Annotated in this window: 12 protein-coding genes; 5 read left to right on the top strand and 7 right to left on the bottom strand. The window is 71.8% G+C overall.

The features are described 5' to 3' along the window. Positions 1-102: 102 nt before the first annotated feature. Together ACZ53K_RS30665 and ACZ53K_RS30660 are read right to left on the bottom strand one after the other, a co-directional pair. Positions 103-1,263: a serine hydrolase domain-containing protein gene (locus ACZ53K_RS30665; protein ID WP_468842849.1), complete on the bottom strand. Its 1,161-nt coding sequence runs from the start codon at positions 1,261-1,263 to the stop codon at positions 103-105. 53 nt (positions 1,264-1,316) lie between these two features. Then, entirely contained in the window at positions 1,317-1,988 is a 672-nt protein-coding gene (locus ACZ53K_RS30660; RefSeq protein ID WP_468842847.1) for a DUF4097 family beta strand repeat-containing protein, read from the bottom strand. Between the two features lie 221 nt (positions 1,989-2,209). Between ACZ53K_RS30660 and ACZ53K_RS30655 the strand changes: the two genes are divergently transcribed. Further along, the gene (locus ACZ53K_RS30655; RefSeq protein ID WP_468843041.1) at positions 2,210-2,965 is read left to right on the top strand and encodes a GbsR/MarR family transcriptional regulator; all 756 of its coding nucleotides are present in this window, start codon (positions 2,210-2,212) and stop codon (positions 2,963-2,965) included. A gap of 29 nt (positions 2,966-2,994) precedes the next feature. Here ACZ53K_RS30655 and ACZ53K_RS30650 read toward each other — a convergent pair whose 3' ends face one another. The 4 genes from ACZ53K_RS30650 to ACZ53K_RS30635 form a co-directional block, all read right to left on the bottom strand. Beyond that, positions 2,995-4,326 (bottom strand): cytochrome P450, encoded by a 1,332-nt coding sequence (locus ACZ53K_RS30650; protein ID WP_468842845.1) that lies wholly within the window; start codon positions 4,324-4,326, stop codon positions 2,995-2,997. 108 nt (positions 4,327-4,434) lie between these two features. After that, the gene (locus tag ACZ53K_RS30645; RefSeq protein WP_468842843.1) at positions 4,435-5,412 is read right to left on the bottom strand and encodes an endonuclease/exonuclease/phosphatase family protein; all 978 of its coding nucleotides are present in this window, start codon (positions 5,410-5,412) and stop codon (positions 4,435-4,437) included. Positions 5,413-5,641: 229 nt separating this feature from the next. Next, positions 5,642-6,058 (bottom strand): VOC family protein, encoded by a 417-nt coding sequence (locus tag ACZ53K_RS30640; protein WP_468842841.1) that lies wholly within the window; start codon positions 6,056-6,058, stop codon positions 5,642-5,644. A 10-nt stretch (positions 6,059-6,068) separates the two neighbouring features. Beyond that, positions 6,069-6,488: a helix-turn-helix transcriptional regulator gene (locus ACZ53K_RS30635; RefSeq protein WP_468842838.1), complete on the bottom strand. Its 420-nt coding sequence runs from the start codon at positions 6,486-6,488 to the stop codon at positions 6,069-6,071. A gap of 264 nt (positions 6,489-6,752) precedes the next feature. On the opposite strand from ACZ53K_RS30635, the gene ACZ53K_RS30630 reads away from it, so the two are divergent. Then, complete coding sequence (locus ACZ53K_RS30630) at positions 6,753-8,903, top strand: S9 family peptidase (protein ID WP_468842835.1); 2,151 nt, start codon at positions 6,753-6,755, stop codon at positions 8,901-8,903. A gap of 127 nt (positions 8,904-9,030) precedes the next feature. Further along, positions 9,031-9,555, top strand: coding sequence for a Rieske (2Fe-2S) protein (locus ACZ53K_RS30625; RefSeq protein ID WP_468842832.1), 525 nt, complete (start codon positions 9,031-9,033; stop codon positions 9,553-9,555). Positions 9,556-9,597: 42 nt separating this feature from the next. Here the strand turns inward: ACZ53K_RS30625 and ACZ53K_RS30620 are convergent, their stop codons facing one another. After that, positions 9,598-10,254: a cysteine hydrolase family protein gene (locus ACZ53K_RS30620; RefSeq protein WP_468842829.1), complete on the bottom strand. Its 657-nt coding sequence runs from the start codon at positions 10,252-10,254 to the stop codon at positions 9,598-9,600. A gap of 233 nt (positions 10,255-10,487) precedes the next feature. On the opposite strand from ACZ53K_RS30620, the gene ACZ53K_RS30615 reads away from it, so the two are divergent. Both ACZ53K_RS30615 and ACZ53K_RS30610 read left to right on the top strand, forming a co-directional pair. Beyond that, the gene (locus ACZ53K_RS30615; RefSeq protein WP_468842827.1) at positions 10,488-10,955 is read left to right on the top strand and encodes a pyridoxamine 5'-phosphate oxidase family protein; all 468 of its coding nucleotides are present in this window, start codon (positions 10,488-10,490) and stop codon (positions 10,953-10,955) included. Between the two features lie 242 nt (positions 10,956-11,197). Next, entirely contained in the window at positions 11,198-12,652 is a 1,455-nt protein-coding gene (locus ACZ53K_RS30610; RefSeq protein WP_468843038.1) for an acyl-CoA synthetase, read from the top strand. Positions 12,653-12,726: the final 74 nt, after the last annotated feature.

Raw genomic sequence — 12,726 nt, 5'->3', positions numbered from 1 at the left:
AAGACCCGTACCGGCCCGAGCACCGCTATCCGCATTCCCACGGGCCCAGCGTCCCGGGCCCGTGGGCCGCGCCCCGCCGGGGAGCGCGGCCGTCCGAGGTGCTCATTCCACCGGCTGGGCCGCTTCGGCGGCCTCGTCAGCCGGCTCGGTCTGTCCGCTGCCGAAGACCTCCGCGATGAGCCGCTGCGTCGCCTTCTGGAACGGCCCGGCCAGGGACAGTGCGGCGTCGTCCACGTAGTTCAGCGAGGCGGTCAGGGTCCTCCTGCCGTCGGGCGTGCTGTACATCAGCGCTCCGTGGCCCATGATGCCGCCGTTGTGGGTGATGATGGTGCCGCCGCCCTCCGTTTCCTGTACGAACACTCCCAGTCCGTAACCGGCCTTGGGATGCGGCTCGCACATCTCGGCCAGCAGCGGGGCGGGCAGGAGTTCGCCGCGTACGAGCGCGGTGATGAACGTGTGGAGGTCCTGGGTGGTCGAGATCATGTCACCGCCGGCGGCGATCCAGGAGGGGTTGTGGCGGGTGACGTCGATCGTCTCCTGCCGGTCCCCGTCCTCGTACCGGTAGTACGCGTGGGCGTGCGGCTCGGGGATCTCCGGCGAGGCGCCCGGCACCACGGTGCCCGACAGCCCGAGCGGCTCCAGTATCCGCTCCCGCGTCTCCTCGGCGCACGAGCGGCCGGTGACCTTCTCGATCAGTAGCCTGGCCAGCACATAGTTGGTGTTGGAGTAGCTCCAGTCCGCCCCCGGCTCGAACCGCGCCGGCTTGGACAGCGCCAGCCGTACCAGTTCCTCCGGCGTGTAGGTCGTGAACCGTTTGTCCGCCCACTCCTTGCCCTGCCAGGGAATCCCCGGCTTGAACGTCCCGTCCTCGAAGAGCTCGCCGGTGAAGTTGAACACCCCGCTGGTGTGCTGCAACAGCATCCGCACCGTGATCCGCCGGTCCAGCCCGAACTCGGGCAGGTAGTCATCCGCCGGGGTGTCCAGCCCGATCTTCCCCTCTGCCACCAGTTGCAGCACCAGGGTCGCGGTGAAGGTCTTGGTGTTGCTGCCGATCCGGACGTGCCCGTCCACCGGCGGCCGCTCGGTTCCGCCCAGCTCGGCCACTCCGGCGCTGCCGGCCCACTCGCCCCGCTCGTCGTGCACGCGCAGCGTCACCCCGGTGAAACCGGAATCGACGATGTCCTGGATGGTCTTCCGCAGGTCCGGGCGGTCCGGCCCGGCGGTGTCGAGGGCTTCGGTGGACTTGCCTGTCATGGTCGTCATGATGGTGCTCCTCAAAAGCGGCGGGTCGGTGGGTACGGATCGCAGAGCGCGGATCAGATGCTGCGGGCGACGATGTCGCCGTAAGCGGTGGTCGCGTGGATGTTCAGGCCGGCGGCGCCGTCGGCGTTCTTGAGCGTGTTGGTGATCCGGCCGTACGAGGTGCCGGCGTCCAGGGAGGCGGAGACACCGCGGGCGGCGCCGACCGAGATATCGCCCTTCTCGGTGCGCAGCGTGACCGTGCCGCGTACGGCTTCGGTGATGCGGAGGTCGCCCTTCTGAGTGCTGATCTCCGCGGGGCCGCCCAGGCGGCCGACCACGATGTCGCCGTCGAGGAGGGTGAGGTGGGCGCTCTCGGCCTCGTCGAGCTTGACCGAGCCGTGCGCACCCTCGAAGGCGACGTCACCGAGCCGTCCCACACCCCGGAATTCGGCGCTGGCCGTCTTCGCCTCGACGCGGGAGCCGGCGGGCAGCTGGACGGTCACCTCGACGGCCCCGGAGCCGTTGCCGAGGATCCGGTTCTTCGGCGGCGCGGCCTCGATCCGCAGGACGCCGTCGCCGTATGCGACCAGCGTCTGCTCCGCCGCCTTCACGTCGCGGCTGTTCGAGGCGTTCGCGGGCAGCACCTCGACGGTGCTGTCGGCCCGGTCGGCGGCGATGAAGCGGATGCGTCCCGCGGGGATGTCGAGGATGGCCGAGACCGGGGCGGGGGTGTCGAACTTCTGCATGGTGTCTTCCTTCGGTTCGTCGTTTCTGACGTTGGAAACGCTACGTTGCATTCACACATCCGGCAACAGCAACGTTGCGCACAATCCACATAAGCCCAGGTCAAACCAGCCTTTTCGTTGCACTGGTCAACCGATTAACGCAACAACAGGGCTCCCTCCGTTGCAACGATATGAAGATGAACGCTATGCTGACAGCCCGACGCACCACGAAGGAGACCTCGATGCCGGGCGGCAGGCTCAGTCAGCAGGAACGCCAGCAGATCGCACTGGGGCTGGCCGACGGCCTCCCCTACGCGGAGATCGCCAGACGCCTCGACCGCCCGACCTCGACCGTCACCCGCGAGGTCATGCGCAACGGCGGTCCCACCGCCTACCGCGCCGACCTCGCCCATCGCGCCACCGAACGCCGAGCCCACCGGCGCAGGCAGGCCACGCCCCGGGCCCCGGAGGCGCTGCCGCCGGTCCACGGACGCGACGCCGAAGCCGTACGCGAGTACGAGGAGGTGTTCACCACCGTCCTCATGGCTTCGGGCATGCCCAAGATGATGGCCCGGGTGCTGGCCTGTCTCACCATCACCGACTCCGGCAGACTGACGGCGTCCGAACTCGCCCGGCGCCTCCAGGTCAGCCCGGCGTCCGTCTCCAAGGCGATCACGTACCTCGACAGCCAGGGCCTCGTCCGCCGGGAGCGCGACGAAAGCCGCCGCGAGCGCTACGTCGTCGACGACGATGTCTGGTACCAGTCGATGATGGCGAGCGCCCGCGCCACCGCCCACCTCGTCGGCATCGCACGGCAGGGCGTGGGCGTCCTCGGCCCCGGCACCCCGGCCGCCGCCCGCCTGGAGAACATCGCCCGGTTCGTCGACTTCGTCTCCGAGAGCATCGCCCGCGCCGCGGAGCAGGCCCGCGAGATTCTGCACACGAAACCCGAAGCGCTCCCGGACGGCTCCGCCGAGCCGGGTTCAGAGCGCGGGTAGGGCCGGCCCGGCGGCCGGCGCGCCGGGGATCACGGACGCCGGCCCGCGTCGCGCGGGCTCACGCGCAGGTGGATGTCGTCGCCCGCCCACAGCACGAACCGTTCGACCGGCGTCACCTCGTGTCCCGGTTCGGGCCGGAAGCGGAGGCGTTTGAGCAGGACGGCCAGGACCAGCTCGGCCTCGACCATGGCGAGACCGGCACCCTCGCAGCTGCGCGGCCCGAGGCCGAACGGGATGTAGGCCAGCCGCGGCCGCTGGGCCACTTCCCGCGGGCCGAAACGCTCGGGTACGAACTTCTCGGGCTCGGGCCAGTGGTCGGGGTTCATGTGTACGGCCCAGAACGGGTAGAAGATCGTCGTCCCGGCCGGGATCTCGTACCCGCCGAGGAGCAGGGGCTCGGTCGTCTCCCGCGCGCCGTACGGGCCGGGCGGGTAGAGCCGCATCGCTTCCTTCAGCACCATGTCCAGGTAGGTGAGGTGCCGCAGGTCGGCGTAGTCCGGCGCCGGGCGGTCGCCGAGCACCCGGTCCAGTTCGCCGGCGACGCGTTCGGCCACCTCGGGGTGGCGGCCCAGGAGGTGCAGGGTCCAGGAGACCGCGACTCCGGTGGTGTGGTGGGCGGCCAGCAGCGCCACCATGACGGTGTCGCGGATGCGCGCGGGCCGCTCACCGGCCTCGACCAGCGCGCCGATCAGGTCGCTGCGGTCCGTGCGGCCGCCGGTGCGATGCGCCGCGACCACTCGGTCGACCGTCGCGCGCAGGTGGGCGAGGGCCCGCGCCGCCCGCTCGGCGCGTTCCTCCTGCGTACCCGGGACCGGCACCTGGTAGAGCCGTCCCAGGTATTCGGTGAGTACGTCCTCGAAGGCCGCGACGACGCGTTCCGGGTCCGCGGCGTCGCCGCCCAGCGCGTACTCGCAGATCATCCGCAGCGACAGGGCGGTGAGGTCCTTCTGCAGGACGACGGGCCCGCGGCCGTGCTGTTCGGCCCAGCGGTCCGCGAGATCGGTGGCCAGGGCGGTGAAGTGCGCGAAGTGCCGTTCGTGTGAGGGGCGTCCGGCGAACACCGACAGCAGGACGCGTCGCCAGGGGGTGTGCTCGTCGGCCGGCAGCACCTGGAGGTTGCCCGCCTCGCACAGCGGGTCCAGGAACGCGAACAGCCGCTCCGGCCGTTTGTCGATGTGGGCGGTGGCTTCCAGCAGCACGGGGTCGGCGACCGACACGGCCGTCTCCGCGCCCGGAAGCTGGAACCGTACGACAGGTCCGTACTCCGCGTGCAGCCGCAGCTGGTAGGTGTGCAGTCCGCCCGCCGCCGCGATCGCGCCCGCCCCGCCGTCCGGCCGGGGTTCGGGACCAGGGATACGCATGGCCAACGCCTCCTCGACGGCTCCGGACCGCCGTGGGGAGTGCCCCACGGCGGGAGTGAAGCCTCCATCATCGTCCGTTCCGGGCGACAGGGAGGAGCCGTTGACCGATCAGAGGGTGAACGTGGTCAGCACGGCCAGGTGGTCGGAGGGCCAGTCCGCGCCACCGCCGAACGTCTTGGACGTGGCGGGCTTCAGCGAGCCGCCCCGGTGCAGGATGAAGTCGATACGGTCCTGCGGCTCCGGCTTGTTGTCGTAATCGCTGTTCTTCTTGGTCACGGGCGACCAGGTGTTGCCGGGCTCCTTCGCGGGGTCCGGGTGCAGCTCGCGGAAGGAGTCCTTGAAACCCTTGTCGGCGAATGCCTTGGTCGCGGGCCAGGCGACCGCCGAGTTGCAGTGCTCGGACTTGGTCGCCTCGGTCCAGTCCAGGTGGGAGGGCGTGTTGAAGTCTCCCGCCACGATCGCCGGTGACGTCCCGGTCCACTTCGCGATGGCCTCGGCCTGCGCCTTCCGGCTCGCCTCGTCCGCGTGGATCTGCTGGTAATCGTCCTGGTCGAAACAGGCGTTGTACGGGCCGTACTTGGTGTAATCGAGGTGGATCGAGTACACCCACACGCCCTGGATCTTCGCGGCGATCGCCTGCGCGCCGGTGCCCTTGTCGGAGAACGCGTCCGTCTTCTCGATCGGCTTGCTGCTGAGGAGATCGACGTCCGTGCCGCTGGCCGTATAGTGCTTCCATCCCAGTTTGCCCGCTATCTCCTTGGCAATGGGACTGGACGACTCCTGCAGGGCCACGACATCGGCGCCCGAGGTCCGGATCTGCTTCGTGATCTTGTTAACGCCGTCCGAGACCTTCGCACCACCGTGCCAGGTGTTCAGGCTCATCACCTTCAGGGACTTCGCGGCCTTGCGGGCCTGCGGGGACGCGGCCTTGTCCGGGCCCGTCCCGTCCCGGCCGGCACCGCCGGTGGCGGCCACCGCGGTCGCCGCCACGGCGAGGACGGCCACGCCGCCGCAGAGCCCGAAGGCGAGGCGCCGCTTGGTGTTCAGGGACTTCGGGGCGCCCGAGGGCTTCGCGCTCTTGCTCATGTGTGCTCGTTCCTCTTGAGTGCCGGACGGACCGGCTGGTGGGGGGAAGGAGCCCGACGGCGGCCACACGGCCCACAGGACTCCCGTGCGGCACCTCTAGCCGAGGGCCCGGAGGCTCAAACCGGCCTCCGGGCCCGAAAAGTGGATCTGTTGCAGGACCGTGACAGCCACGCCCCCGGCTTACCGGTCACCCGAGCCGAGGCCGCCCCTCAGACGTCGAGCGGCGCGCTCACTGCTTGCGGGTCTGGTTGAAGCGCAGCATGTTGCCGGACGGATCGCGGAACGCGCAGTCGCGGACGCCGTACGGCTGGTCCACCGGCTCCTGCAGCACCTCGCCGCCCGCGGCCCGGATGCGTTCGAAGGTGGCGTCGCAGTCGTCGGTCGAGAAGATGACGGCGCGCAGCAGGCCCTTCGCCAGCAGTTCGGCCATGGCCTCGCGGTCGGCGGGCGAGGCGTTCGGGTCCGCGAGCGGCGGTTCGAGAACGATGTTCACGTCGGGCTGCGACGGCGCGCCGACGGTCACCCAGCGCAGGCCCTCGAATCCGACGTCGTTGCGCACCTCCAGGCCGAGCACGTCCCGGTAGAAGGCGAGCGCCTTGTCGTGGTCGTCGACGGCAATGAAACAGGTGGAAAGGTTGATGTCCATACGGAACACGCTACGGGCGGGGCGCTTGCCTGGCTTCTCCGTTCCTGACCGGTCTGGTGTAGATCTTGGCGTAGCAGGCCGGGATGGCGGCGCCGTCGTCGTGGCTGCGGGCCCGGTACGCGCTCGGGCTCTCGCCGACCAGCTCGGTGAACCTCGAACTGAACGACCCCAGCGAGGTACAGCCGACCTCGAAGCAGACCTCCGTGACCGACAGGTCGCCCCGCCGCAGCAGCGCCTTGGCCCGCTCGATCCGGCGCGTCATGAGGTAGCTGTACGGCGTCTCGCCGAAGGCGGCGCGGAAGCTGCGGGAGAAGTGGCCCGGCGACATGAGGGCGGTACGCGCCAGCGCCGGCACGTCGAGCGGCTTGGCGTACTCGCGGTCCATCCGGTCACGGGCCCGGCGGAGCCGGACGAGATCTTCCAGCGTCACGAGGCCATCATCCCACTTCGCGGGCGCGGATGCCGGTGGAGCAGAGCCCGTGAGCCGTACAGAGGAAGCGCACCGCGCTCACCAGGACGCCACACCTGAACACATGTACACTTGTCGAACGAAGCCCCGCGGTCCCCCGTCCGCGGGGCTTCGTCATATTTCCGGCCGACGGTGCCTCCCGGGGCCGCGCCCGGAGTTCGAAAGCGGAGCCGGGACTGACGCGAAAGCGCTGGAAGCCGGGCGGGTGCGTGCGAGAGTCCCGGTATGACCCTTGCTGATGACTCTTGTGACGACCGTCGCGCCGCGTTTCCCCGGCAGTTCGCACGGACCCGGCGCTTCACTCTCGGCGTGCCGCGTCAGTTCGGCGTCTCTCCGGACGGCCGCCGCGTGCTGTTCATCCGTACGGGCAAAGGCAGCGATCCCGTAGGCCGGCTGTGGCTCCACGAGGGCGGCGAAGAACGCGTGCTGGTCGACCCGGCGCTTCTGGAGGGGAGTTCGGCTGCGGAAGAGCGGCTGCCCGAAGCGGAGCGGGTACACCGAGAGCGGGTCCGGGAGCATGCCACCGGTGTGGTGGCGTACGCGACCGACGCGGCGGCGCGCGTGGCGGCCTGTGCGCTCTCCGGCGCGCTGTGGGTCGTCCGTACGGACGGAGGCGCCCCCTTCCGCGTACCGGCCGCCGGGCCGGTCGTCGATCCCCGGCCTTCTCCGGACGGGCGGTACATCGCGTATGTGACCGGCGGATCGCTGCACGTCGTCGCCCTGGAAGACGGGACGGACCGGCAACTGGCGGCCGCCGAGGGCCCGGACGTCACCTACGGACTGCCCGAGTACGTGGCCGCCGAGTCGATGGGCCGCTCCCGTGGCCACTGGTGGGCCCCGGACAGCCGCCGCATCCTGGTGGCCAGGGCGGACACCGCTCGCGTGGAGCGGCGCCACATCAGCGATCCGGCACACCCCGAGCGGCCGCCGCGGGCGGTGGCGTACCCCTCGGCGGGGACGGCCAACGCGGAGGTGACGCTGCACATCATGCCGGTGACCGCTTCCGGTGGGCGGCGCGTCGAGGTGACGTGGGACCGGGTCGCGTACGAGTACCTGGTCAGCGCCGGCTGGGACGGACACGGGCCGCTCATCGGCGTACAGAGCCGCGACCAGCGGACATTGCGCACGCTGACGGTCGCGGCGGACACCGGTGCGACCGAGGTGCTGCACGAGCGCACCGACCCCGCCTGGACCGTGATCGTGCCCGGCACCCCGGCCCGTACGGCTTCGGGAGCCCTGATCCTGCCCGAGGACACGCCCTGCACCCGTCACCTGAGCGTGGGCGGCGCCGTCGTGACACCGCCCGGCCTGGAGGTGTGCGAGGTCGTCGCCGTGGAGGGGGAACGGGTGTGGTTCACCGCCGGTGAGGAGCCGACGACGGTCCATGTGTGGCAGTGGGCCCCAGGAGACGGGCTGTCCCGGCTGAGCGAGGGGCCGGGGCTCTTCACGGCCGTCGCAGCGGGCGGCACGGTGGTCCTCAGCGGGGTGACACCGGACGGGCCGGTGACCGAGGTGCACGGCTCCGGGCCGGTGACCGACGTGCGCAGCTCCGGGCCAGACGCACCCTCCGGGTCCATCGCCTCACTCGGCGAGGAACCGGTCGTCACCCCGCGCCCGGAACACCTCGTCCTGGGAGAACGGGCGTTGCACAGTGCGCTGTACCTGCCCTCCTGGCACGAGCCCGGTTCGGGAAAGCTGCCGGTACTGCTCGCCCCGTACGGAGGCCCCGGCATCCGGCTCGCGGTGCGGGCGCGCACCTGGTTCGCCTGTGTCGCGCAGTGGTTCGCCGAGGAAGGCTTCGCTGTACTGATCACCGACGGCCGCGGCACCCCCGGCCGTGGCCCGGCCTGGGAGAAGAGCGTCCACGGCGACCAGCTCACCCCCGTACTGGAGGACCAGGCCGACGCGCTGCACGCGGCCGCCGCGCGCTTTCCGGACCTGGATCTGTCCCGGGTGGCGATCCGCGGCTGGTCGTTCGGCGGCTTCCTGGCCGCCGCTGCCGTGCTGCACCGCCCCGACGTCTTCCACGCGGCGGTCGCCGGAGCCGCCCCCACGGACCAGCGGCTGTACGACACGCACTGGAAGGAACGTTACCTCGGCCACCCCCTGGAGACACCGGACCACTACGCGCGCTCCTCCCTGGTGGGCCACGGCCACCTGCTGCGCCGCCCGCTGCTCCTCGTCCAGGGGCTCGCGGACGACAACGTGGCCCCCGCACACACCCTCCGCTTCTCCGCCGAGCTGCTGGCCGCCGGGAAACAGCACAGCGTGCTGCCGCTGCCCGGAGCGGGACACGCGCCCGCTGACGCGGCGGTCACCGAGAACCTCCTCCGGTTCGAACGCGATTTCCTGCGCGGCGCGCTCGACAGGACCTGAACACCCGCACCCGCCCGTCCGTATGGAACTTCCACAACGCCCAGGGGCCGCACGCACCACGTGGCACGCACCACTCACGGCGCACGGCGCCCGGGGCGGGCAAGGCACCGACAGCCGGAGGCACACCATGACTCAGCAGGCATCAGCGGGGCGGGCGGGCGCGGGGACGGCGCGCCGTACGGTCGTCACGGCGGCCGGCGCGGCGGGACTGGCCGCCGCGCTCGCGGCATGCGGGAACAGCACGGACGGGTACGGCGACAGCGCGTCGTCCACCCCGCCCGGCCCGTCGGAGGCGGCCGGGGGCGACGGGTCGAAGAACGGCGACGCGGACCCGGGCTCCGGGAGTGCGGACAGCGGCGCGGCCGGCGGCGTACTGGCGAAGACCTCGGACATCCCCGAAGGCGGGGGCATGGTCTTCAAGGACCGCAAGATCGTGGTGACACAGCCCGCCAAGGGCGAGTTCAAGGCGTTCTCGGCGGTCTGCCGGCATCAGGGGTGCCTGGTGAACGAGGTGGCGGACGGCACGATCAACTGCCCCTGCCACGGCAGCAGGTATGCGATCAACGACGGCAGCGTACGCAAAGGCCCCGCCACCCAAGGGCTCACCGCGGCCAAGGTGAGCGTGGCAGGCGACTCGGTCAAGCTGGGCTGACGGGTGCGCCGGGCGGGCCCCGCGACCGCCCCGCCCGGCCGGTCACCCGGCGGCGGCCCGTGGCTGACGTGGACGGCTCCAGCAGGCAAGCAGGTCGCCGGTGGTCGTGACGGTGGCGACGAGGGCGAGGGTGTGCCGGACCATCGCCGCCGTATAGTCGGCCGGCACACCGGCGATGGCGTCGGCGGGCACCACCGCCGTATAGCCGAGATTGACCGCGTCGAAGACGGCGTTGGGGATCGCCACGTTCGCCGAGACCCCGACGATGACGAGCGTCCGGCAGCCGAGGTTGCGCAGCAGCGGGTCCACGTCCGTACCGGCCAGCGGCGACAACCCGTGCAGCCTGCGCACGATCAGGTCGTCGTGGGACACGGGCACCGGATCGGCGATCCGTACCGCGGTCGTACCGGTGAACTGCTGTACGGGCAGGCGCGCGGCGGCGGCGAACAGGCGCGCGTTGCGGTTGGCGCCCCGGCCGTCCGGCCGGCGCTCGGCGACGGCGTGCAGAACCTGCACCCCCGCGTCGTGCGCGGCACCGACCAGCCGGGCCACCCGGCCGAGCGCACCGGACGTACGGGCCGCGTCGGCCAGTTCCGGGAACGCGCCGTCCGGTCCCACGACACCGCGCTGGCACTCGACGGTGAGCAGTGCCGTCGTCGCCGGATCGGTCTGTTCCAGAAGGCGGGCGCCGGGGGCCATTGTCTGGCCTCCTTTCCGGGGGGGGCGGTTGTCGGGCGCGGTGGGGATGGGGGTTGGGGATGAGGATGAGGATGGGGGCACGGGTGTGCTGATGTGTAGGGGGCGCCCGCCCGCCGTGGCACCGCGGGCTGCGGGGCGCGGGGCGCGCGAGCGTATCCGCCATTGCGCCGGCGCGGAAGAGACCCCATGCTTCCTGACACCCAGTCAGGCCGTACGGCGGAGGTGGACGACGGATGACCGGCACACAGCAGCGGCGCGGGCGCCGCATCATGATGACGCCGCACGAACGCGACGCCTTCCTGGCGGAGCGGCGCACCTGCCGGGTGGCCACCGTGGGCGCGGACGGCGCACCGCACGTGGGCGCCCTCTGGTTCGCCTGGGACGGCACGGCGCTCTGGCTGTACTCGATCACCCGCAGCAAGCGGTGGGCCCAGCTGCGCAAAGACCCACGGATCGCGGTGGTCGTCGACGACGGGCACGACTACGGAGAGCTGCGCGGGGTGGAGCTGACCGGCAGCGCGACCGTCGTCGGCGAGGTACCGCGGGCGGGTGCCGCCTGCACGGAACTCGACGGGCCGGAACGGTTGTTCGCCACCAAGTACTTCGGCCTGGACCGGATGCCGCACGACGGCCGGCACGCCTGGCTGCGGCTGGTCCCGGAAGCCGTCGTGTCCTGGGACTTCCGCAAGATGGCGGGGTGAGCGGGCCGTGCGCCGGGCCCTGCCGCACACCCGGCGCGGCGGTTTCGTCGCGCTCTCCCACACAGCTCCGGCCGGGCTTCCGCACAGCTCCCGTCGCACTCCCGCGCGGCCCGGTGGCGCTCACCACGCGGCGCCGCGTGATCGCGTTGTCGGTGGTCTCTGCCAAAGTGGTGGGGTCGGCCCGTTCCGGCAGGTCCGGGGCGGTGGCACCGACGTGGGACGACGAGGACGAGGGAGACCTGGTGAACGTGCTCTTTCCGGCGCTCAGCGACGCATCGCCGCAGCCCGCGCTGCGCTTCGGCGAACGGGCGCTCAGCTACCGTGAGCTGGCCGCGGACGCGTGCCGGCTCGCCGACCGCCTCAGTGGGCAGATCCGGGTGGCCGTCTGGGCCACACCCACCCTGGAGACCGCGGTCGCGGTGGTGGCCGCGCTGCTCGCCGGGGTCCCCGCCGTACCCGTCAATCCGAAGATCGGCGAGAGCGAGCTGGCGCACATCGTGTCGGACAGCGGCCCGACGCTCGTGCTGGCCGAGCCGGACGCCGAGCTGCCCGGCGCGCTGGCCGCCCTCCCCCGCCTCGACGTCGAGCCCGCCGCCGACGGCGCGGAGGTGCCCCCGCTTCCGTACGAGCCGGGCGCCGAGTCCGCCGCCCTCATCGTCTACACGTCCGGCACGACCGGCCCGCCCAAGGGCGTCGTCATCCCCCGCCGGGCGATCGCGCACACCCTGGACGCGCTGGCGGAGGCGTGGCAGTGGACCGCCGACGACGTCCTCGTGCACGGCCTGCCGCTGTTCCATGTCCACGGCCTCGTACTGGGCATCCTCGGGCCGCTGCGGCGCGGCGGCAGCGTGCACCACCTGGGGCGGTTCAGCACCGAGGGCGTCGTCCGGGAGCTGACCGCGGACGGCACGATGCTGTTCGGCGTACCGACGATGTACCACCGCCTGGCCGTCGAGGCGGGCGAGAACCCGGCGCTGGCCAAGGCGCTGGGCCGGGCCCGCCTCCTGGTGTCCGGCTCGGCGGCCCTGCCGCGCGCCGATCACGAGCGGCTCGCCGCCGCCGCGGGGTGCCGTGTCATCGAGCGGTACGGCATGACGGAGACGCTGATGAACACCAGCGTACGGGTCGACGGCGAGCCCGCGCCCGGCAGCGTCGGCGTACCGCTGCCCGGTGTGTACGTCCGGCTGGTCGACGAATCCGGCCGGGCGATCGAGGCGAGTGACGGCGAGACGGTCGGCGAGATCCAGGTCCGCGGCCCCAACCTGTTCGTTGAGTACCTCAACCGCCCGGACGCCACCGCGGGAGCCTTCGACGGCGGCTGGTTCCGTACGGGCGACATGGCGACCCGCGACGCGGCCGGCAACTACCGCATCGTGGGACGCAAGGCCACCGACCTCATCAAGAGCGGTGGCTACAAAATCGGCGCGGGCGAGATCGAGAACGCGCTCCTGGAGCACCCGGGCGTTGGCGAGGCCGCCGTGACGGGCGAACCGGACGACGATCTGGGCGAACGGATCGTCGCCTGGATCGTGCCGGCACCGGCGGCCGGGGACGTCGCCGCGCCGTCCGGGTCCGAGCTGGCCGACCATGTGGCCCGGCAGCTCGCGCCACACAAGCGCCCGCGCGTCGTCCACTTCCTCGAAGCCCTGCCGCGCAACGACATGGGCAAGGTACTGAAACGGGAACTCCGTGCGTAGCGACGTACCGCCGGGGGCTTCGGAGGCGGGCGGCGGGGGCGCTCGTGGCGACCGTGCTCATGGCAGGAGTGCTC

This window comes from Streptomyces sp. NPDC033221, from assembly GCF_055577005.1.
Note: the sequence above shows the minus strand (reverse complement) of the source record. Positions and strands in the feature narration are given on the sequence as shown.